Raw genomic sequence first — 20,326 nt, 5'->3', positions numbered from 1 at the left:
CGTCGACGGGCCTGGAGCTCGGCCATGGCGAAGTGCACTCGTGGCCGGCCGAGCTCTGTGTCGCGTGCCGACAGGGAGCGGGCCTGCCACCTACGGCCCCGGGCGGCCGACGCCGCGGTGAGGGCGATTGCATCGAGGAGGAGTTTTGGCAGGGGTGCCTTGTTGAGCGCGGGCGGCTCGGCCCATCCCATACATCGGCATCGATGCGTCAACCGACCTTCAGAAGTCCACTCTCCCGCCCGCCCGGGTTGGGCGGGCGGGCGTCGGGCCGTCCGCTCGCCCGAGCCAGTACAGAACCGCTTGGGCCTGGTTGCGCACGCCGACCTTGCTGTAGATGCGGCTCAGATAGTTCCTGACCGTCTTGTCGGTCAGGAACAACTGCCGGGCGACGTCACGGACTTCGAGGCCGGAGGCGAGAAGATCCATGACCTGGCTCTCTCGCTGGGACAGCAGCGGACGCGATCCAGGGATGGCCTCCGACGCCGATGATGATCTGCCCGGCTTCGCCGTCGTCGTTCGTCCCTTGCCTCGAGCCTCGATCCTGATCCTTTCGACGATTTCCGGGGCGAGGACGCCGGAGCGCTGGGCGGTGCACATCAGTACCTCGTCGAGCCGACAGGAGTGCGGTCCCTCCAGCACGTAGCTGGTGACACCGTGCTTGAAGGCCAGGCAGACGTCGCCCCAGTCGAGCCGCCGTGTCAGCACCGCGGCGGGTGGCAGCCCGTCCGCCAACTCGGCCGAGAAGCGAGCCAGATCCTGCGCCATTCCGACTCCGTGGAAAAGCACGACATCGTCGCTCGAGTGAATCTCGCGAGGATCCCGGACCACGTGGACGGACATTTCGGCGAGCGAGGGACGGGGCAGGTCGTCGCCAGTGACGAGCGCCACTGACAGCGTCGCCCTGCGCCACGGCGACTGGGCAGGGAAGTGAAGGGACACTTCGGCTCCACTGGTGGGGGGTGTGATCTGGGTCGCGCGGGTGACTCTCCCCCAACGTACTTGAACGATCTAGCAAGTTACTCATTCGTGGGGACTTTGTCGCAGGTCGAATCCCTCCCTGGTGAGTGACGGCGCCGAAGTCATCTACGCCGCACCGAGCGTGTCCGGTCGCTGGAGCGACTCTCGCTCGAACACGCTCCGAGGCATGTCGGCCGGCGAAGCGCCCAAGCGTGAGACAAGACACAGGCGCGTGGCCGCAGTTGAGGACGTTTGCCTCTATCCCGTCGACCGGCGTGGCGAAAATCCTTGATCAGGCGGTCTGATCGCGACAGCCGGACGGCCTGGTGGAGTACGGCGACAACACCGCGACGGTCGGCCGAGCCCCCTGACGGTCACCGTCACCCCGCGGCGGACGATCCGCCCCGAGGGAAAGGAAGCGCATGCCCCCCACCACCCCCCACGTCTGCCCGCTACCGGGTGCGAGACGCTTGACCCGCATCACCATGGCCGCCGGACTGACGGCCGTACTCACCACGACCGGGCTGATACCCCTGGCCTTCGTCGCCGAGGGCCACTCCTCTGCCGAGAGACCCAAGTCCGCGCACAGCAAGCTCGGTTCGTCGGACGCCGAGTTGCTCGCCAAGGCGGAGGCCACCGGCGAGAAGAACGTCACCATGATGATCGCCACCGATCCGGGGAAGACCGAGCAGGTCGCCGAGGAGCTGGACGCGGTCAAGGGCGGCTCCGTCGGCCGCACTTACGACAAGCTCGGCTACATCAGGGCCACCGTACCGACCGGCAGGGCGGGCGCGGCCATCGACGCCGCCGTCAAGCTCTCCTCGGTACACGGCATCGACCTGCGCGACGAGATACAGCTGGAAGATCCGTTGCCTGCTGTCCACGGTGTCAATGGCGCTGCCGTGAAGGCGACTTCCGACACCTATCCCGGGCCCGGCAAGGACACCCCGGCCGAGAACCCGTATAACCCGTCCTTCGAGACGGGCGCCGTCGACTTCGTGAAGAAGCACCCGAAGGCGGACGGCCGCGGCGTCACCATCGGTGTCCTCGACACCGGAGTGGACCTCGCGAGCCCGGCGCTGCAGAAGACCACCACCGGCGAGCGGAAGATCGTCGACTGGGTCACGGCCACCGACCCGATCGTCGACGGCGACGGCACCTGGCGCGCGATGACGACCGACGTGTCCGGTCCGGCCTTCACCTACGGCGGCCAGAGCTGGAAGGCCCCTTCGGGCTCCTACCGCGTCAACGTCTTCCGTGAGTCCGTCACCAAGGGCGGCAGGGTCGAGGACGGCCTGACCGACGGCGACGCCAACCGCGACGGTGACACCACGGACAGCTGGGGCGTGCTGTACGACCCGGCGGCCGGCACGGTCACCGTCGACCTGGACAACGACCACGACTTCACCGACGACGAGCCGATGAAGCCGTACAAGGACGCTCATCAGATCGGCTGGTTCGGCACCGACGACCCCGAGACCGACATCGCCGAGCGGCAGCCGTTCGTCGTGGAGATCCGCAAAGACGTACCCATGGACCCGCTCGGCGGCGACTGGGTCGGCAAGAAGTCCGACTTCGTCAACATCGGCGTCGTCAACAACTATCACGGCACCCACGTCGCCGGTATCGCCGCGGCCAACGGCCTGTTCGGCGGCCGAATGAACGGCGCCGCGCCGGGCGCGAAGATCGTGTCGTCCCGCGCATGCATCTTCGGGGCCGGCTGCACCAACGTCGCACTGGCCGAGGGCATGATCGACCTGGTCGTCAACCGCGGCGTCGACATCGTCAACATGTCCATCGGCGGACTCCCCGCGCTCAACGACGGCAACAACGCGCGCGCCGAGCTGTACACGCGCCTCATCGACACCTACGGCGTCCAACTCGTGATCGCCGCCGGCAACTCCGGCCCCGGCGCCAACACGATCGATGACCCGGGCCTGGCCGACAAGGTGATCTCGGTCGGCGCCGGCGTCTCCAAGGAGACCTGGGCCGCCAACTATGGTTCCCAAGTGGAGCAGAAGTTTGGCCTGTTCACCTTCTCCGCCCGCGGCCCCCGCGAGGACGGCGGGTTCGCACCGACCCTGGTAGCGCCCGGCTCGGCGGTCTCCTCCAGCCCGTCCTGGATGCCCGGCGCCCAGCTCTTCGAGCAGTACACGGCCTGGAACCTGCCTGCCGGCTACACCATGTACCAGGGCACGTCGATGGCGTCCCCGCAGACGGCGGGCGCGAGCGCGTTGCTGCTGTCCGCGGCCGAGCAGCAGGGCGTCGACCTCACCCCGGTGAAACTGCGCACGGCGCTCACCTCGACCGCCCGCCACATCAACGGACTTCAGGCGTACGAGGAGGGCGCGGGCCTGATCGACGTCCAGGCCGCCTGGAAGGAGATCCAGGAGGGAGCGACCGCCCACGAGTACACCGTGAAGGCCCCGGTCGACACCGCGCTCGACCAGGCACTGAAGACGCCTGGCTTCGGTACCGGGATCTACGACCGCGAGGGCGGTCTCAAGGCCGGCCAGAAGAAGACGTACGAGGTCACCCTGACGCGTACCTCCGGCCCCGACGGCCCGGTCCCCCACACGCTGCGCCTGAAGAACAACCAGTCCCGCACCTTCTCTCTCCCCGGCTCGCAGACTGTGGCACTGCCGCTCAACCGTCCGGTGACCGTGAAGGTCCAGGCCGCGCCGATGTCCGAGGGCATCAAGAGCGCCCGCCTGGAGATCGATGACCCGACGACCGTGGGCGTCGACGATCAGGTTCTGACGACCGTGGTGGTCTCCACGCCGGCGGAGTACACCTACTCCGCCTCGGGATCGGTGCAGCGCAACAGCGCGAACACCTACTTCGTGACCGTCCCCGAAGGCGCCAGGACCCTGGAGGTCAGGCTCGACGGCCTGAAGGAGGGCAGCCGGACGGTGGCGAGCGCGATCCATCCGTACGGCCTGCCCGTCAAGGACGACGACCCCGCCACGGCCGATGTGGCCGCGTACCCGGACCCGCAGGCCGGTGTGTGGGAGATAGTGGTCCAGTCGTCCTACGCCTCAAAGCTGCTCGACAATCCGTACGACCTGGACGTCACCGTCTACCGCACCTCCTTCGACCCGGAGCCCGCGACCGTGCCCGAGGCCGAGGCGGGCACACCGGCCGCCGTCTCGTGGACGGCCGAGAACGAGTACGCGCCGGTGAACGGCACCGTCAAGGGCGGCCCGCTCGGCTCGTCGCGGACCGCACGTCCCACCATCGCCACCGGCGACACACAGATCACCACGGTCGAGGTGGCCGAGGGCACCACGTCACTGGATGTCGCCATCGGCAACCCCTCGGACAAGGCCACCGACCTGGACCTGAGGGTGTACGACGGCGACGGCGACCTCGTCGGCATGGACGCGGACAGCGACGCCGAGGAGTCGGTCTCCGTGCCCCGTCCGGCCGCCGGCACCTACACGGTCGAGGTACTGGGCTTCGGCGTCCCGTCCGGCTCCACCACCTACGACTACCGCGACGTGTTCTTCTCCACCGCCCTTGGCTCGCTCACCCCGGACGATGCGGGGCCGGTGCGGCTCGGCACGGGCACCTCGGCGACCGTGTCCGCACACCTCACGGCCGCGGCCGCCGCACCGGAGGGCCGCGCGCTCTTCGGCGAAATGCACCTGCTCAACGACCGCGGGACCTTCGTGGGCAAGGGCACAGTCAGGATTGGGAAGGTGACGCCGTAGACGCGGGTGACGCCACCGCCTCACGCCCGCACGGCTGAGGCACCAGCCCACCTCCACGTCAGTGCCCGGGACGGCTCCGACCGCCCTGGGCACTGCCGTTCGAGCTCGGCGACCAGGCCGTCCGATGCGCCGCGAGGACCCCCGCAGTCAGGAGTCCGGTGCTTGTCTCCCATCTATCCCCGGAGGGCGCCGCGCCGTACCGGTACGTACATCAGGTCGGTGCCGAGGAGCATGCGGCCGCCGTAGCCGGATCGGTGTGCGCTGTCGCGGAGGAGGCGGCGCCAGGTCGCGTCGGAGACGGCGGCCGGGTTCCCCGGGCTGAGGTGGGTGGCGACCAGGGCGCCGGCACCGGCCTCGGCCGCGATCCGGCCGAGTTCACTGACGTCGGTGTGGGTGAGCAGGATGTGGTCGATGAGGGACTGCGGCAGGCCGAGGCTCGCCAGTCCGTCGGGGTGCAGGGCCTCGTGGACCAGGACGTCGGCGTTCCGGGCGAGCGTGATGATGTTGGGGGTGAGGGCGGTGTCGCCGGAGAACACGACGCTGCCGTGGTCGGTGTCGAAGCGGTAGGCGTAGGCAGGGAACACCGCGCCGTGCGGGACCAGGATGGCGCTGACCTTGACGTCGTCGTTCTCCATGACGGTGAAGGGCCGCATGGCGGGCGCAGTGTTCGTCGCGGAGGCGCCGGTCGCGGCCGGCGGCAGTACGTCGTGGACGTCGAGCAGGGTGGCCGGGTCGATGCCGATGTGCTCGGTCATGAAGAAGGTGGGAGCGGCGGCGTACGCCTGCCCGGCCAGCCGGGTCATCTGGGCCGTGCCCGGCACGGGGCCGGGAGCGCCGGCCACGGTCGAAGGGACGCCGGCGGGGCCGGGGCCGTAGACGGACACCTGTGTCCGGAACCCCTGAGCGCCGGACGCCCCTGCGGACAGCATCGGGAAGGAGTAGTAGTCGACGATGTGGTCGGCGTGCAGGTGGGTGAGGAAGATGCCGGCGAGCGAGGGCATCGACAGTCCTGCGCGCAGGTACTGGGTCGCCGCTCCGCGGCCGCAGTCGACCACGTACGTACGGCCGTTGATGACCAGCGCCGAGGAGATGCCGTATCGGTTCGCCAGTGGGGGCGGCCCGCTGTTGGTGCCGAGCAGCACGAGCGACAAGCCGGCCCCGGACGCGCTACTGGGTGCCGCGGTCGCGATCTGCGCGGGTCCGAGGAGGGGTGCGGCGGCGACGGCCGAGGCTGCTACGGCCCCCAGTACCGCTCGGCGTGACGTGTGCCGTGTCTCTACGTGCTGCAAGGCGGCTGGCGGGTCTTCGTTCGGCTGCTCGTTCTGGCACATGGTGGGCGGCTCCTCTGCGATGCGCAGGACGTGATGAGCGCGGGCGGGTCGGGACCTGGCGGGGCCCGACCCGCTCTTCGTCCTCGCGCCGCGTACTGCAACCGCGATCACTTGGCCGAATGCTGCCCGCCGCCGTGCGCAAGAGGGAGAGCGCGTCACGCAACCTAAGGTGGCGATCCGTCGCCTTGCGTACGTGCCGACGACGTCCGGCTGCGCCAATTCGTCAGCTCGGCAGGGCGGTTCGTCGATGTCCAGCGCCTCGGTAAACCGACGCGCAGCGTCACTCGGCCATCGCGTCGGGCGCGGCGACGGCGTCCGGCGGCACGTGCAGCTCGGCGGCGGCCATGTTCTCGCGCAGATGGGCGACGGACGAGGTACCGGGAATCAGTGCGATGGCCGACGAGCACTGCAACGACCAAGCCAGGTCCGCCCGTTGCGGGGGAAGCATGGAGCCCGTCGGCCACCTCTGGAGGAGCGCGTCGTGCCTCAGTGAACGGTATCCGCCCAGCGGGAGGTCGGGCACGAACGTGATGTGTTGGCTCACGTATCTGTCGACCAGCGGGCCACCGTGCTGGTCGGCCAGGTTGAAGAGGTAAGCGGCGATCGCTCGGAGTGTCGTACGTCAGGGATTTCTGCTCGTGGTCTCGCGCGGGCCTCATGTTCCGAGCGCACATCGGCGTTCCGCCGGGCGCCTACCTTCACATCCCGATCGCGGGAATGGGGTTCTCCTTGAACCATCGCGTGAGGAATTCGAGCAGGATGACGACCTTGCGCGGCACGGTCTGGCCGGGTCCGTAGATGGCGTACAACGGGCGGTCGGGGATGGGGACTTCGGGGAGCTGGACCTGGAGTGCGCCGGAAATCAGGTCTTCGTAGGCGGAGCGCTGTGGGAGCAGGGCGATGCCGAGACCTTGCACGGCGGCCTTCCGCAGGGCCATGTACGAGTTCGAGGAGAAAGCCGGGTTGCGGATCTTGTGCAGGCTGGAGGTGGATCCGTGCCCCAGGCGCCACACGGGCTCGTTCACGTGCACCAGGCAGTCGTGCTCGGCCAGATCGCCTGGATGGTCGAGGAAGCCGTGTCGCTTCACGTACTCCTCGGACGCGCACAGAGTGAAGGGGAGCGACGCGATCTTCTTGAGGTGGACCCGGGAATCCCTCAGATCCCGCGTGTGCAGGGCCACGTCGAAGCCGCCGTCCAGGAAGTCGTAGGTGCGCTCCGACAGGCCCCCCAGTTCGAACCGCACGGTGATCTTGGGCTGCGCGGCGGCGAAGGCGGCGATGGCGTCCCCGACGTCCAGGCTTCCGATCCACTTGGGGCAGACGACGTTCAGGGCACCTTCCGCCCGGTCGTGCAGGTGCCCGATGAGGGCTTCCTCGGCTTCGACCTCCGCGAGGATACGGGCGGCGAACTCGGAGTAGCGCAACCCCGGTTCGGTCAGGCTGACGGAACGAGCCGTGCGGTTGACGAGGCGGACACCGATCTGCCGCTCGAGTTCGGCCACGTGACGTGAGACGAGAGAGCCGGACGAGCTGAGGGCCCGGGCGGCCCCGCTGAAACTGCCGAGCTGCGCGACCGTGACGAAGCTGCGCATCAGGAGCATGCGGTCCATGGAAATCCTCCAGTCGGGCACGGCTCGGGCGTCCCTCCGGCCGGGTGGGACATGGGGTGCGAGGCGCGCGAACACCTACTTAACTAGAACGATCTAGTTGACTCCGTTTTGACGGTAACAGAGGTCCTTGGCTTCTCGCGAGAGTCGGGAAACGACCCAGGCTGTGAGTGATGCCCGCGTTACAGCGCGTCGCCGCGCGATGCCGTCGCGCCGTGCAGGAAGACCCGGACCGCGACGGCGATGCCCTCCTGGACCTCGTCGTCGTCCGGCTTGTGCGGGGAGTTGGTCAGCAGGCGCATCTGGGCGTCGCCGAGCATCGCCTGGAAGAGCTGTGCCGCCGCGCGGACCGGGTCACTCACGTCGATCTCGCCGGCGTCGCGTGCCTGTTGCAGGTACTTGGCCAGAACGCGCTGACCGGCGGAGGGACCGTGTTCAAAGAAGGCGCGGCCGACCTCCGGCATACGTTCGGCCTCCGCGGTGACCAGTCGGTGCAGGGCGATGGCCTGGGGGGTGAGAACCAGGGCGGCGAAGTGCCCGCCGAGGGCCGTGAGCGTGGTGGTGAGGTCGGCGTCAGGGGGCGCGGTGAAGGTGTGCACCGGCTTCGACCACTCGTCACACAGGGCTTCCACAGCAGCCTGGAACAGCTCGGCCTTGTCGGCGAAGTGGCGATACAGCGTCGCCTTCGAGCCGCCGACCTTCGCGAGGACGTCTTCCATGGTGACACCCGAGTAGCCCCGGGCGATGAACAGCTCGCCTGCGGCGTTCAGGATCAGTTTGCGCCGGTCGGCTGCCGTCATCCTCTGCACGGTCGACATCGTATAAGCCGCTTCCTTCGCAGGCGGGCACGCCTGTTCCCGTCTCGCTTCGGCTGTCAGTGGATGTCTCTTGTGCACCCGCGCAACCAGACAGTACTGTACCGTACAGTACCGCTGGGATCAGGGCATATCCCGCCCCGTCCCGCATGCGTATGTCGAGCCGAAGACGTTCCTCAAACGGCCCCCCACCCGGCCGCGCCGACACCCGGCAGCACCTGCCCGAGCGCCGGCCAGGATGCCCCACCCCCTTTTCCGATCCGCTGTTGAAGCACCCGCAGCCGCGTCGGCATGGCATGCCGACAGGACATGGAGGAAGCAATGGCACACCTTGACGATCAGATACGCGAGGCCGGTGGCCCGCTGGCGCTGATGCGCGGCGGCCGGTCGGGGGCGTATCCCTTCCCGATCCGGGCCGAGTTCACCAACTGGCGTGACGAGCAGGAGAGCTGGCGCACAAGTGCCGCACTCATGGACCTCTCCCACCACATGACCGACCTCACGGTGGAGGGCCCCGACTGCTACCGCCTCCTCTCGGAGCTCGGCGCGAACAGCTTCGCAGGCTTCGGCCCCATGCAGGCCAAGCAACTCATCGCGGTCAACCACGACGGCTACATGATCGGCGACTGCATCCTGTTCTGCCTCGCCGACAACCTGGTCCGCCTCGTCGGGCGACCGCCGGCCCTCAACTGGGTCCAGTTCCACGCCGAGACGGGCGGCTACGACGTCACCCTCCGCCGGGACGAACGCACCGCCCAGAACCCGGGCGGCCGCGAGTTCTACCGACTCCAGATGCAGGGCCCTTACGCGGCTCGCATCTTCGAGGAGGTCAACGGCGGCCCGATGCCGGACATCCCCTTCTTCAGCATGGGCAAGTTCAACATCGGCAAGCACGAGGTCACCGCCCTCAACCACCGCATGTCCGGCTTCCCCGGCCTGGAGTTCTTCGGCCCCTACGCCGACATCGACGACATCCGCGACACCCTCCTGGAGGCGGGCGAACCCTTCGGGATACGCCAGGTCGGCGGCCGCGCCTACGCCTCGGTGGCCACGGAGTCCGGCTGGATCGCCTCCACCGTGCCCGCGGTCTACTCGGGCGAGAACATGCGGCCCTACCGCGAGTGGCTCGGCGCACGCACCTTCGAGGCGAACCTCTCGGTCGGCGGCAGCTTCGCCCCGGACCGGGTGGACGACTACTACGTCACGCCTTACGACCTCGGCTACGGCCACGTCCTCAAGTTCGACCACCACTTCATCGGCCGCGAGGCCCTGGAGGGGATGCGCGGGCGCAAGCACCGCAAGAAGGTGTGGCTGTCCTGGCACCGCGACGACGTGGCCCGCGTCTACGGGAGCATGTATGAACAGGGTGACCGGCGGTTCAAGTACATCGACACGCCCGCCGCGTTCTACTCGGCCTCGCAGTTCGACCGAATCGAGAGCGACGGCCGGCTGATCGGGGTGTCGACCTTGTGCAGCTACTCGTCCAACGTCCGCGGCTGGATCTCCGTCTGCATGATCGACGCGGACGAAATGGGCTACGGGCGCGAGGTCGACCTCGTCTGGGGCGAACCGGACGGCGGGTCCGCCAACCCGACGGTCGAGCGCCACGCCCAGACCACCATCCGCGCCACCATCTCTCGCAGGCCCTTCGCGAGCGACAAGCGCTGAGACTACATCTGGCACGGCACGAGGTCCCCCGGCCGCGTTCCCGGGGACCTACGGCTGTCATCTTGACATCCTCCCCCTCTTAAAAGAGGGGGATCCCAACCCAGGAGGGTTGAGGTTCACGGACACTCGACCGCTGTTGGGGCAGTGTTGTCCCTCCGGCACCGGCTGAGCGCCGGGGCCGGGAATCCCGCCCTGTCCTGCCGCGACGTTGGTTGCAGCGTTGGTGTCCGCGTTACAGATGAAGCCGCAGGAAGAGCAACAGAACTCGGCTTGGCCGTCGCTCGCCTCCGGGAGAACCGGTGACCGGGGTGGTCGCCCACCAGGAACACGCCTACCTGCGTGGTCGCGATGACACCTTCGGCCGCAGTGCGCCGTCACAGCAGGTGACTAGAACGATTAAGCTCCGCCATGTAACATCCCGGACAGATCGATTTAGCATTCCTTTCCCGCCGCAGGACGCGGGATCGAGGAGGTTGTCGCCGATGCCAACCCTGCAAAACCCCGCCCTCGGGCGGGCGAGACCCCTCGTACCACCGGAAGGGCTGCCCCTGCTGGGCCGCTGCCTGGTGATGGGCATCCTGAACGTGACGCCCGACTCGTTCTCCGACGGCGGCCTGTACGCGGACAGCGGCCACGCGATCGACCGCGGGCTGGAGCTCGCCGCACAAGGCGCGGACATCGTCGACGTGGGCGGCGAGTCGACCCGGCCGGGAGCGCGGCCCGTATGCCTCGACGAGGAACTGGCCCGGACCGTGCCGGTGGTGCGTGAACTCGCCCGGGCCGGGGTGTGGGTGAGCGTCGACACCATGCACGCGCCCGTGGCCCGCGCCGCGGTCGAGGCGGGGGCGCGCATGGTCAACGACGTCAGCGGCGGCCTGGCCGACCCGGGCATGGCACGGACCGTCGCCGAGGCCGGCGTTCCGTATGTCGCCACGCACTGGCGTGCGCCCAGCCGTGAGATGGACCGCCATGCGGACTACGGCGATGTCGTCGCCGACGTCATAGCGGAACTCGGCGCGCGTCTTCGGCAGTTGACGGGAATGGGGGTGGATCCGTCGCGCATCGCGCTCGACCCGGGACTCGGGTTCTCCAAGCGCCCCGAGCACGACTGGACGCTTCTGGCCGGCCTGGAGAGGCTGCGAACCCTGGGCTTCCCCTTGATGGTCGGTGCGTCGAGGAAACGCTTCATCGGCGCGGCCCTCACCGAGGAGGGCCGCGGCGACATGCCGCCCGCACGGCGTGACGTGGCGACGGCTGCGGTCTCCGCGCTCGCCGCCGTCGGGGGCGCGTTCTGTGTGCGGGTGCACGACGTCCGCGCGAGTCTCGACGCTGTGCGCATGGCCGCCGCGTATGTCGAGCACGTCGATTGCACGTAATGAATGCGAAACCAGCACCTCGTCTTGGCGAGACCGCTCTGCTAGCTTGCGCTAGATCGTTTTAGCATCACCAATCCGCCGACAGATCAGTCGCGTTGACCTGCTGTCGGCCGAACTAGATCGATTTAGCTTTCCGGAGCAGGCAGATACCAAAAGGAGCCGATATGGGAACCCCCTCTCTGCAGGATGGCATCGACAAGGCCGGCTCGCCGATGAAGCTGCTGTGGCAGCCGAACGCCGAGCCGTGGACCCCGGAGGTCGTCGAGCGCGAGTACGCGGGCTGGCGTCAGGAACAGGCCGCGTGGCACGAGGGCGTGGCCCTGCTCAACCTCTCCCACCACATGTACGACATGTGGATCGAGGGCCCGGACGCCACGCGGGTACTGGCAGACCACGGCGTCAACAACTTCGAGAAGTTCGCGATCGGGCAGGCCAAGCAGTACGTGCCGGTCACCCGCCACGGCCACATCGTCACCGACGGGATCCTCGCCCGCGAAGGTGAGAACGAGTACCTGTTGAGCGGGATCCCCGCCGCTCAGCACTGGGTTCAGTACCACGCGGAGAAGGGCGGCTACGACGTCGGCTTCGTCACCGACCCGTCCTCCGCCTTCCGTCCCGGAGGCGGGGACCCGAAGCTGTTCCGCTACCAGATCCAAGGCCCGCTGGCGGCGGAACTCGTCGAGCGTGCCTTCGGCGGCCCCCTTCCGGAGACGAAGTTCTTCCACTCCACCGCGGTCACCCTCGACGGCCGCCCCATCCGTGCCCTGCGCCACGGCATGGCCGGCCAGGCAGGCTTCGAGTTCATCGGCCCCTGGGAGCACGCCGCGTACGTGCACGAGACGTTCCTGAAGGTCGGCGAGCCGCTCGGCCTGATCCAGGTCGGCGCCCTGGCCTACACCACGCCCAGCGTGGAGAGCGGCTGGATCCCCTCGCCGGTGCCCGGCATCTACACCGACTCCGAACTGCTCGACTACCGGCGCCACTTGGCCCTGTTCGGCATCGAGGGCAAGCGGCCACTGAACGGCAGCTACTTCTCCGAGGACATCGAGGACTACTACGTCTCCCCGTACGAACTCGGCTACGGGAAAATGATCTCCTTCAACCACGACTTCGTGGGCCGGGACGCCCTGGAGAAGGCCAAGGGCGAGGTACGCCGCACCAAGGTCACCCTCGTTCTCGACGCCGACGACGTGCGCACCGTCATCGGTGAGGGCCAGGACCCCGGCTTCGTGCTCAGCTACGCCCGCCACCGCGTGGAGAGCGCCACAGGTCTGGTCGGCGTCACGATGCAGAGCGCCTCGATCGACCCGGTGGGAACCGTCCTGGCACAGACCCTGATCGACGCCGAGTACGCCACTGCGGGCACCGAGGTCACGGTGGTCTGGGGCGAGCACCCCGGTTCCGGCACCGACCCCGAGGCCGACCTCGGCCTCCCCCACATCCGTGCCACCGTCCAGCAGTCACCGTTCAACGAGCACGCGCGCACCCTCTACCGGCGCGACCGCTGACAACGGACCGGAAAGCGAGTCGCAAGACGATGAATCCCGCGAGCACGGCACGAACAGCGGTCGGCACGGCGCTCCTTGAGGACTTCTCCCTGGAGATGACCGGCAAGGACGTCCCCAAACTGGAAGGAGCCCGCGACACCATCCCCCGGGGCACCCGCATCAACGTCACCTTCCTCGGCAACGAGGACCTGGAGATGCGCTTGACCGCGGCCCGCGCGGTCAAGCGGTTCGGTTTCGTGCCCGTGCCGCACATATCCGCCCGGCGCCTCGGGTCGCGTGACGACTTCGAGCGGTTCCTGGCCGGACTGCATGCGGACGGCACGGGCGAGAACGTGTTCCTGGTCGGCGGGGACCCGGCACACCCCGAGGGCCCCTACGCCGACTCCCTGTCCCTGATCGACACGGGGCTGCTGCAGGAGTACGGCGTCCGGCACGTCGGCATCACCGGCTACCCGGAAGGCCACCCCGCGATCGACGGTGGAACGCTGTGGTCCGCGCTGGAGAACAAGCACAAGGCGATCGCCGCCCAGCCCCTGGAAGGCGGTGTCATCACCCAGTTCGGGTTCGACGTCGACCCGGTGCTCACCTGGGTGGAGGAGGTCCGCGGCCGGGGCATCGGCCTCCCGATCCGGATCGGGGTGCCCGGCCCCGCCGGTGTGCGCCGACTCCTGTCGTACGCGGCCCGCTTCGGTGTCGGGACCAGTGCGTCCGTCGTCAAGAAATACGGGTTCTCGATCACGAACCTGATGGGCACGGCGGGCCCCGACCGTTTCCTGCGTGACCTCGCCGCGGCCTACGAGCCGGCCCGCCACGGCGACTTGAAGATCCACTTCTATACGTTCGGCGGGCTCAAGGCCACCTCCGACTGGGCCGCCCGCTTCCGGAAGGAAAGCCTCGCATGACCCTCACGCATGACGCCCCGGCCCGCACCGCCACAGGCAAGCCCCCGGCCCAGCAGGCGTCGCTCATCGTGCAGGGCGCCGACGCCACCGGCATCGTCGCCGCCGTGACATCTGTCCTCAGTAGCCACGGCGCGAACATCGTCTCCCTCGACCAGTACTCCGACAACCCGCAGGGAGGCGCCTTCTTCCAGCGCACCGTCTTCGGCCTCGACGCCCTCCAGGCCGCGCTGCCCGCGCTGCGGGCCGATCTCGACAAGCGCCTGGTCGAAGGGTTCGGGCTCGACTACACGCTGCGGGACATGTCGGTGCCCAAGCGGGTCGCGATCTTCGCCTCGAAGTCCGACCACTGTCTCCTCGACCTGCTGTGGCGCCACCGCCGGGGCCAACTCCCCGTCACCGTCGCCATGGTGATCTCCAACCACCCCGATGTGGCCGAGGAGGTACGCGGCTTCGGCATCCCCTTCTTCCACGTGCCCTGCCAGGGCGCCGACAAGTCCGCAGCCGAGGCCGAACACCTGCGGCTACTGAAGGGCAATGTCGACTTCGTCGTTCTCGCCCGCTACATGCAGATCCTCTCCGGCGACTTCATCGAGAACGTCGGCGTCCCGATCATCAACATCCACCACTCCTTCCTGCCCGCCTTCATCGGCGCCGGCCCGTACGCCAAGGCCAAGGAGCGGGGCGTCAAGCTGGTGGGAGCCACCGCCCACTACGTCACCCAGGACCTCGACGAGGGGCCGATCATCGAACAGGACGTCGTCCGCGTCAGCCACGGTGACACCGCGGCCGACCTCACCCGCCGCGGTGCCGACGTGGAACGCGCGGTGCTCTCCCGTGCCGTGCTGTGGCACGCCGAGGACCGGGTCATCCGCGACGGCAACCACACCATCGTCTTCGCCTGACGGAGGACGCTTCTCCGGCACGCAAACCGCCCGGTGCAGGGACAGGTCTTGTCGTGCGCCACCCCTGTGACCGAGCCGGCCGGCCGCGACGACCGGCGGCCTACCCGGTCACGGCGCCGTACAGCCGCGGTCACGCCGACCGCTCGCAGCACAGCCTTTCGCCCGGGTGAATCGTTCCTCACGACAAGAAAGCGGTTCGCCACCATGACCACCACGATCGACGGCACCAGGATCGCCCAGCGAATCCGCGCACAGGTCGCCGAGAAGGTCGCCGAGGCCACCGGTTCGGGCAGAATCCCCGGCCTCGCGACCATCCTGGTCGGCGACGACCCGGCCAGCGCCGTGTACGTCGCCGCCAAACGGCGCGCCATCAGGGAGGCCGGCATGCGCGACTTCCACCGCCACCTGCCCCCGCGCGCCACCCAGGACGACGTGGCCGCGGTGATCGACGAGTTCGCCGCCGACCCGCGCGTCTCCGGCATTCTGCTCCAACTCCCCCTGCCTCCGCAGCTGGACGCTTCCGTACTGATCAACCGTATCCCCGTCACCAAGGACGTAGACGGCCTCACCACCGGCAGCGCCGGCCTGCTCGCGCGCGGGGAACGCGGACTTCGTCCCTGCACACCCAGCGGCGTCATCGCACTCCTCGACGCCGAGGGCATCCCCCTCCTAGGAGCCCAGGTCGCCGTTGTCGGCTGGGGCGAACTGGTCGGACGGCCCCTGACCCAGCTGCTGCTGCGGCGTGGAGCGACCGTGTCCGTCGCGCACGAACACACCACCGACCTCGCGTCCGTCACCCGTCCCGCCGACATCGTCGTGGTCGCCACCGGCGTCCGCGGGCTCATCGGCCCAGAACACGTCAGCCCCGGAGCCGTCGTCATCGACGTCGGTATCCACCGCACACCCGCCGGACTGACCGGCGACGTCCGCTCCGCCGAACTCGACGGCATCGCCGACCGCATCACCCCCGTTCCCGGCGGGGTCGGCCCCATGACCATCGCCATGCTCATGGTCAACACCCTCCGTGCCGCCCAATGGGGCGCAGAACGCGAGGCCGTCGCGGCGTAACTGCTTCCTCCACAGGAGCACCTCAGTTCTTTCGGTACCGCACGCTGCAGGAGGCGCGGCATGGATCAACCCCCTCCGATGGCCCTTTTCGGCGGGCACCTCGCCACCGGTCTCGCCGACGTCACCAGCGATCCCTCGGCCCTGGAGTCCGAGGGCTTCTGGGCCGTGGCGGCCGACTTCGAGGGCCGTCTGACATGCGCCCGCTTCCGCGACGTACGGCGGACCGGGGACCGCCATGACCCCACGGCGCCCTGGCGTGGACCGCGTACCGAAGCCTGGTCCACCTCGTTCGACCGCCTCGCGTACACGAGCGGAGTGAGCCGCATCCGTGAGCACATCGCCGCCGGTGAGGTCTACCAGGCGAATCTGTGCCGGGTCCTGTCCGCTCCCATCGGTGAGGGCGCCGACGTCGAGGCACTGGCCGCACTGCTCACACGGCACAACCCGGCGCCGTACGCCGGAGTCATCCGCGTCCCGAGCCACGGTGTGGAGGTGGCCTCCGCCTCGCCGGAACTCTTCCTCCGCCGCGACGGCAGGAACGTCACCTCCGGCCCCATCAAAGGAACTGGCCGCACCGAGGCGGACCTGCTGGACAAGGACCACGCGGAGAACGTGATGATCGTCGACCTGGTCCGCAACGACCTCGGCCGCGTCTGCGTCCCCGGTTCCGTGGCCGTGCCCGACCTGTGTGCAGTGGAGAAGCACCCGGGGCTCGTCCACCTCGTATCCACGGTGTCGGGGCGACTGCGTGACGGCGTGGGCTGGCCCGAACTGCTGGCGGCGACCTTTCCGCCGGGATCGGTCACCGGGGCGCCCAAGGAGAGAGCCCTACGGATCATCGGGGTCCTGGAAACCTCACCCCGCGGTCCGTACTGCGGGGGAATCGGCTGGGTCGACGCCGACCACGCCCGCGGCGAACTGGCGGTCGGCATCCGCACCTTCTGGATCGACCGAGCCGAGGGACTCCTGAAGTTCGGTACGGGAGCGGGCATCACCTGGGAGTCAGAGCCGGAACGGGAGTGGCAGGAAACCGAGTTGAAGGCACACCGGCTGCTGGCCATCGCGTCGGCGGACGTTCCCCGAGCCTGCTGCGGTGTGTAACGGATGACGATTGTCCGGCGCGAGGCGCTGCCCGCGCGCTGAGGGGAGGCAGCGCGCGGGCAGCACGTTGGGAGTGGCCGTGGCTCAGGCGTTGCGGCGGTAGCGCCGACGGGCGTGATCGTCGTACGGCGCCGGCTGGACGGTCGCGCGGACGCGGGGAAAGCCGAGGTCGGCGTCGGCCGGGGTGCCCGGCCCGGGGTGCCGGCCCCAGACCACGGACACCTCGGTTCCCGGCGCCGCCCACTCACTGTCGACCAGGGCGAGCGAGAGGAGGGTGCCCAGGTGGTCGACCGGATCGGTCTGGAAGGTGACGCCGGCGAGCTCACCGGAGGCCGTCTCGACGCGGTTGCGGGCATAGCTGTGCACATAGCCCGGGTCCTCGCCGCCCCCGATGACCGAACGCACGTCCTCGGCGTCGCAGACCAGCGTGACTCGCGTACGCGTGACCTCCTCCTTCAACAACTGGAACGATCTAGTCGCGTAGGCTGGCCCCAAGCGCTTAATCGTTCTAGAGCTGGGACGCCACTTTCTTGACACCGCTCACGGGCGGGCGCGCCCAGTCCGTCGGAGAAGGAGTGTTCCGGTATGGGCCGTTCTGGCCGGGTGACGTTGAGCGACGTGGCCAAGGTGTCCGGCGTGTCACGGGCGACCGTGAGCTTCGTCCTCAACGACGACCCGCGGCAGACGATCTCCGCAGCGACCCGGGAGCGGGTCCTGGAGGCCGCAAATGACCTGGGGTACGTCCCGCACGGGATCGCCCGCGCCCTGCGTGAGGGGTCTTCGCGCATCGTGGTGCTCAACGTGGACTGGGCGATGGAGGGCAACTTCTCCCGCAGCTACGTCCGGGGACTGGACGAGGAACTCGCCGAGCACGACCACGTTCTTCTCGTCCGGCACGGACACTCCGCGCCCGAGGCCACGCAGAAGATCCTCGACGCCATCGTGCCGCGGGCGGTGTTCAGGCTGGGCGAGGTCTACATGCAGGGACACGAGCCGATCGAAGAGGACTGGGACAACGGGTTCGCCGCCAATGCCGCCCTGCAGATCGGCTACCTCGCCGAACGCGGGCACAGCAGGATCGCGATGGCCATGCCCGACCACGAGTTCCCGCTCACCGAGGCCCGCCTCGGATTCGCCCGGGAGGCCGCCCGGCGCCTGGGGCTTCCGCCCCTGGAGCGCTTCGTCGTCCCGCGGCCCCGGGAGGCCGGCGCGGCCGCTGTCGAGGCGTTTCTGGCCGGGCACTCGGACGTGACCGCGCTGGCCGCCTTCGACGACGACATCGCGCTGCGCAGCCTGACCGCCCTGCGCGACCTCGGGGTGCGGGTGCCGGAGGACGTGGCGGTGATCGGCTTCGACGAGACCGAGTACGGCTCCCTGTCGACGCCCGCGCTCACCACCGTGCACATCGACGCCGAGGTCCTCGGACGGCTCGCCGCCCGGAGCGCTCTCGGCATCGACACGGAGGGGCTGGCCCCGGTGCCCGGCCGGATCGTGGCCCGCGCGTCGGCGTGACGCCGCGCGGGCCCGATGTGGAGGTACTGGTCCCATGAGACGTGTACTGCGAAGGCGCCCCCCGACTCAGTCGGCACCAGGCTCCTGTCGCGCAGCATGAGCCGCACCGGCTCGCTGAGGAGTCTCACTGACCCGAACTGCCTCGCCATCGCCGCCCGTCTGAGGCGCCCGAGAAACTGAGCAGCAGCAATGCCGACGGTCGTAGGCACCGTGCACGGTGCCTCACCATCGCTCGTGGCGGCGCAGTCAGACAGTCGGCTCCGCCGCCGGTGCGCTGATCTGCCGCTTGAGGATCTTGCCGCTCGGCCCCATCGGCAACGTGTCCATGAGCCACACGGCCCGGGGGTACTTGTACGCCGCTATCCGCTCCTTGACGTACTCCCGCAGTTCCTCGGCCGTGGCCTGGGCCCCCGGGCGCAGGACCACCGCGGCCGCGATCTCCTCGCCGAGTTCCTGATGCGGTACACCCACCACCGCGGCGAGGGCGACGGCCGGGTGCTCGTGCAGAACCTCCTCGACCTCGCGCGGGTAGACGTTGTAGCCACCGCGGATGATCATGTCCTTCTTCCGGTCGACTATGTAGAGGTAGCCGTCCTCGTCCCGCCGGGCCAGGTCGCCGGTGCGCAGCCAGCCGTCCGGGATGGCGATCGCCGTCTCCTCGGGACGGTTCCAGTAGCCCTTCATCAGGTTGGGACCGCGCACGGCCAGCTCGCCGATCTCCCCGGGGGCGACGTCCTGGCCCTTGTCGTCCAGCAGCCGGACCTCCACGTCCTTGATCGGGGTGCCGATCGAGCCGGCCTTGCGGGGCCGGTCGAGATGGTTGAACGTCACCACCGGACTCGTCTCGGACATGCCGAAGCCCTCCAGCACCGCGCAGCCGAAGCGCTCCTCGAAGCCGCGCAGCACCTCCACCGGCAAGGAGGCGCCGCCGGAGACGCACATCCGGAGCGTCGACACGTCCGCGTCCGTCGGGTGCTGCAGCAGGGCGGCGTACATGGTCGGTACGCCACCGAAGACCGTCGCCCGGTCGCGGACTATGGCGTCCAGCACGGTCTGCGGGTCGAAGCGCGGGATGAGCGTGAGCGAGGCGCCGCTGCAGACGGCCACGCTCATCGTGCAGATCTGGCCGAAGATGTGGAACAGAGGGAGACAGCCCACCACCACGTCGTCCGCCGTCATCCGCTGGACGTGGACCTCATTGGCCTCGGTGTTGTGCCGCAGTCCGCCGTGGGTGAGCGCGGCGCCCTTGGGCTTGCCGGTGGTGCCGGAGGTGTACAGCAGGACAGCCACGTCGTCGTCCGCCGTCCGCGCCACCTCGCTCAGCGGCTCGTGCCCGGCCAGCAGCGCGGCGAAGGACGAAGACTCCACTGCCACGCGCCGTACCCCGGCGGCAGCCGCTCCCTGCACGCCCTCTCCCGGCGCCTGGTGCCATTCGAAGAGCAGCACGGCGCCTGAGTCGCTGAGGTGGTAGGCGGTCTCCCGCTCCTTCAGCAGCGGGTTCAGCGGCACCACGATCGCGCCGGCCCGCAGCGCGCCGTAGTAGAGCACGACGAATTCGGGGACGTTCGGCAGCATCAGGGCGACCCGGTCTCCGGGCCGTACGCCTTCGGCCCGCAGCAGCGCGGCCGCACGGGCACTGCGTTCGTCCAGCTCCGTGTAGGAGGTGATGTGCGACCCCAGCCGCAGTGCGGGCCGTTCCGGCTGCCGGGCCGCCGTCCGCACCAGAAATTCCGCCAGATTCGCCATGACCGCCTCCACGAACTCACCGTTGAAATCCGTTGTTCACGTGGGCGCCATCGTGCTGCGAACCACCGCCGAGGCCTATGGGCCGCGCGACACCATCGCCCGCCCATAACTGTTCCCGCG

General features: G+C 69.1%; 16 protein-coding genes. 9 read left to right on the top strand and 7 right to left on the bottom strand.

All coding sequences use genetic code 11. The features are described from left to right. Positions 1 to 219 precede the first annotated feature (219 nt). Entirely contained in the window at positions 220 to 765 is a 546-nt protein-coding gene (locus OG252_RS50460) for a helix-turn-helix transcriptional regulator (protein ID WP_266447345.1), read from the bottom strand. Positions 766 to 1,379: 614 nt separating this feature from the next. On the opposite strand from OG252_RS50460, the gene OG252_RS50455 reads away from it, so the two are divergent. Further along, on the top strand, positions 1,380 to 4,670 hold the full coding sequence (locus OG252_RS50455) for a S8 family serine peptidase (RefSeq protein WP_329344909.1): 3,291 nt from the start codon (positions 1,380 to 1,382) through the stop codon (positions 4,668 to 4,670). A 173-nt stretch (positions 4,671 to 4,843) separates the two neighbouring features. On the opposite strand, the gene OG252_RS50450 is transcribed toward OG252_RS50455, so the two are convergent. The 4 genes from OG252_RS50450 to OG252_RS50435 all read right to left on the bottom strand — a co-directional run bounded on the left by OG252_RS50450 (position 4,844) and on the right by OG252_RS50435 (position 8,408). Continuing rightward, on the bottom strand, positions 4,844 to 5,812 hold the full coding sequence (locus tag OG252_RS50450; protein WP_329345431.1) for an MBL fold metallo-hydrolase: 969 nt from the start codon (positions 5,810 to 5,812) through the stop codon (positions 4,844 to 4,846). A gap of 469 nt (positions 5,813 to 6,281) precedes the next feature. Continuing rightward, positions 6,282 to 6,545: a hypothetical protein gene (locus OG252_RS50445; protein ID WP_329344908.1), complete on the bottom strand. Its 264-nt coding sequence runs from the start codon at positions 6,543 to 6,545 to the stop codon at positions 6,282 to 6,284. Positions 6,546 to 6,699: 154 nt separating this feature from the next. After that, the gene (locus tag OG252_RS50440; RefSeq protein WP_329344907.1) at positions 6,700 to 7,611 is read right to left on the bottom strand and encodes a LysR family transcriptional regulator; all 912 of its coding nucleotides are present in this window, start codon (positions 7,609 to 7,611) and stop codon (positions 6,700 to 6,702) included. A gap of 179 nt (positions 7,612 to 7,790) precedes the next feature. Further along, positions 7,791 to 8,408, bottom strand: a complete 618-nt coding sequence (locus tag OG252_RS50435; RefSeq protein WP_329344906.1) for a TetR/AcrR family transcriptional regulator — start codon at positions 8,406 to 8,408, stop codon at positions 7,791 to 7,793. A 336-nt stretch (positions 8,409 to 8,744) separates the two neighbouring features. Between OG252_RS50435 and OG252_RS50430 the strand changes: the two genes are divergently transcribed. The 7 genes from OG252_RS50430 to OG252_RS50400 all read left to right on the top strand — a co-directional run bounded on the left by OG252_RS50430 (position 8,745) and on the right by OG252_RS50400 (position 16,948). Continuing rightward, on the top strand, positions 8,745 to 10,091 hold the full coding sequence (locus OG252_RS50430; protein WP_329344905.1) for an aminomethyl transferase family protein: 1,347 nt from the start codon (positions 8,745 to 8,747) through the stop codon (positions 10,089 to 10,091). 482 nt (positions 10,092 to 10,573) lie between these two features. Further along, positions 10,574 to 11,467 (top strand): dihydropteroate synthase, encoded by an 894-nt coding sequence (gene folP, locus OG252_RS50425; protein WP_329344904.1) that lies wholly within the window; start codon positions 10,574 to 10,576, stop codon positions 11,465 to 11,467. Positions 11,468 to 11,631: 164 nt separating this feature from the next. Further along, complete coding sequence (locus tag OG252_RS50420; RefSeq protein WP_329344903.1) at positions 11,632 to 12,975, top strand: aminomethyl transferase family protein; 1,344 nt, start codon at positions 11,632 to 11,634, stop codon at positions 12,973 to 12,975. 29 nt (positions 12,976 to 13,004) lie between these two features. Continuing rightward, positions 13,005 to 13,877, top strand: a complete 873-nt coding sequence (locus tag OG252_RS50415) for a methylenetetrahydrofolate reductase (RefSeq protein WP_329344902.1) — start codon at positions 13,005 to 13,007, stop codon at positions 13,875 to 13,877. Then, positions 13,874 to 14,779, top strand: a complete 906-nt coding sequence (purU, locus tag OG252_RS50410) for a formyltetrahydrofolate deformylase (protein ID WP_329344901.1) — start codon at positions 13,874 to 13,876, stop codon at positions 14,777 to 14,779. The genes OG252_RS50415 and purU overlap by 4 nt, the downstream gene beginning before the upstream one ends. 204 nt (positions 14,780 to 14,983) lie before the next feature. Next, positions 14,984 to 15,847: a bifunctional 5,10-methylenetetrahydrofolate dehydrogenase/5,10-methenyltetrahydrofolate cyclohydrolase gene (locus OG252_RS50405; protein WP_329344900.1), complete on the top strand. Its 864-nt coding sequence runs from the start codon at positions 14,984 to 14,986 to the stop codon at positions 15,845 to 15,847. A gap of 60 nt (positions 15,848 to 15,907) precedes the next feature. Then, positions 15,908 to 16,948, top strand: a complete 1,041-nt coding sequence (locus OG252_RS50400; protein WP_329344899.1) for a chorismate-binding protein — start codon at positions 15,908 to 15,910, stop codon at positions 16,946 to 16,948. 84 nt (positions 16,949 to 17,032) lie between these two features. On the opposite strand, the gene OG252_RS50395 is transcribed toward OG252_RS50400, so the two are convergent. Further along, positions 17,033 to 17,443 carry a hypothetical protein gene (locus tag OG252_RS50395; RefSeq protein ID WP_329344898.1) on the bottom strand — a complete coding sequence of 137 codons (411 nt, stop codon included), beginning with the start codon at positions 17,441 to 17,443 and terminating at the stop codon, positions 17,033 to 17,035. A 90-nt stretch (positions 17,444 to 17,533) separates the two neighbouring features. Here OG252_RS50395 and OG252_RS50390 point away from each other — a divergent pair, with 90 nt between their 5' ends. Then, positions 17,534 to 18,460 carry a LacI family DNA-binding transcriptional regulator gene (locus OG252_RS50390; protein ID WP_266447316.1) on the top strand — a complete coding sequence of 309 codons (927 nt, stop codon included), beginning with the start codon at positions 17,534 to 17,536 and terminating at the stop codon, positions 18,458 to 18,460. A 246-nt stretch (positions 18,461 to 18,706) separates the two neighbouring features. Here OG252_RS50390 and OG252_RS50385 read toward each other — a convergent pair whose 3' ends face one another. Further along, positions 18,707 to 20,206, bottom strand: coding sequence for a long-chain-fatty-acid--CoA ligase (locus tag OG252_RS50385; RefSeq protein ID WP_329344897.1), 1,500 nt, complete (start codon positions 20,204 to 20,206; stop codon positions 18,707 to 18,709). Positions 20,207 to 20,326 lie beyond the last annotated feature (120 nt).

It is taken from the genome of Streptomyces sp. NBC_01352, assembly GCF_036237295.1.
Classification (GTDB): domain Bacteria; phylum Actinomycetota; class Actinomycetes; order Streptomycetales; family Streptomycetaceae; genus Streptomyces; species Streptomyces plumbiresistens.
This window is presented reverse-complemented; position numbering and strand designations above follow the sequence as displayed.

Excerpts from the sequence above, each read along its gene's own strand:
- OG252_RS50435 (WP_329344906.1), bottom strand. The coding sequence starts at position 8,408 with ATGACGGCAGCCGACCGGCGCAAACTGATCCTGAACGCCGCAGGCGAG.
- OG252_RS50430 (WP_329344905.1), top strand. The coding sequence starts at position 8,745 with ATGGCACACCTTGACGATCAGATACGCGAGGCCGGTGGCCCGCTGGCG.
- OG252_RS50460 (WP_266447345.1), bottom strand. The coding sequence starts at position 765 with ATGGCGCAGGATCTGGCTCGCTTCTCGGCCGAGTTGGCGGACGGGCTG.
- OG252_RS50455 (WP_329344909.1), top strand. The coding sequence starts at position 1,380 with ATGCCCCCCACCACCCCCCACGTCTGCCCGCTACCGGGTGCGAGACGC.
- OG252_RS50420 (WP_329344903.1), top strand. The coding sequence starts at position 11,632 with ATGGGAACCCCCTCTCTGCAGGATGGCATCGACAAGGCCGGCTCGCCG.
- OG252_RS50415 (WP_329344902.1), top strand. The coding sequence starts at position 13,005 with ATGAATCCCGCGAGCACGGCACGAACAGCGGTCGGCACGGCGCTCCTT.
- OG252_RS50390 (WP_266447316.1), top strand. The coding sequence starts at position 17,534 with ATGGGCCGTTCTGGCCGGGTGACGTTGAGCGACGTGGCCAAGGTGTCC.
- OG252_RS50440 (WP_329344907.1), bottom strand. The coding sequence starts at position 7,611 with ATGGACCGCATGCTCCTGATGCGCAGCTTCGTCACGGTCGCGCAGCTC.
- purU (WP_329344901.1), top strand. The coding sequence starts at position 13,874 with ATGACCCTCACGCATGACGCCCCGGCCCGCACCGCCACAGGCAAGCCC.
- folP (WP_329344904.1), top strand. The coding sequence starts at position 10,574 with ATGCCAACCCTGCAAAACCCCGCCCTCGGGCGGGCGAGACCCCTCGTA.
- OG252_RS50400 (WP_329344899.1), top strand. The coding sequence starts at position 15,908 with ATGGATCAACCCCCTCCGATGGCCCTTTTCGGCGGGCACCTCGCCACC.
- OG252_RS50385 (WP_329344897.1), bottom strand. The coding sequence starts at position 20,206 with ATGGCGAATCTGGCGGAATTTCTGGTGCGGACGGCGGCCCGGCAGCCG.
- OG252_RS50405 (WP_329344900.1), top strand. The coding sequence starts at position 14,984 with ATGACCACCACGATCGACGGCACCAGGATCGCCCAGCGAATCCGCGCA.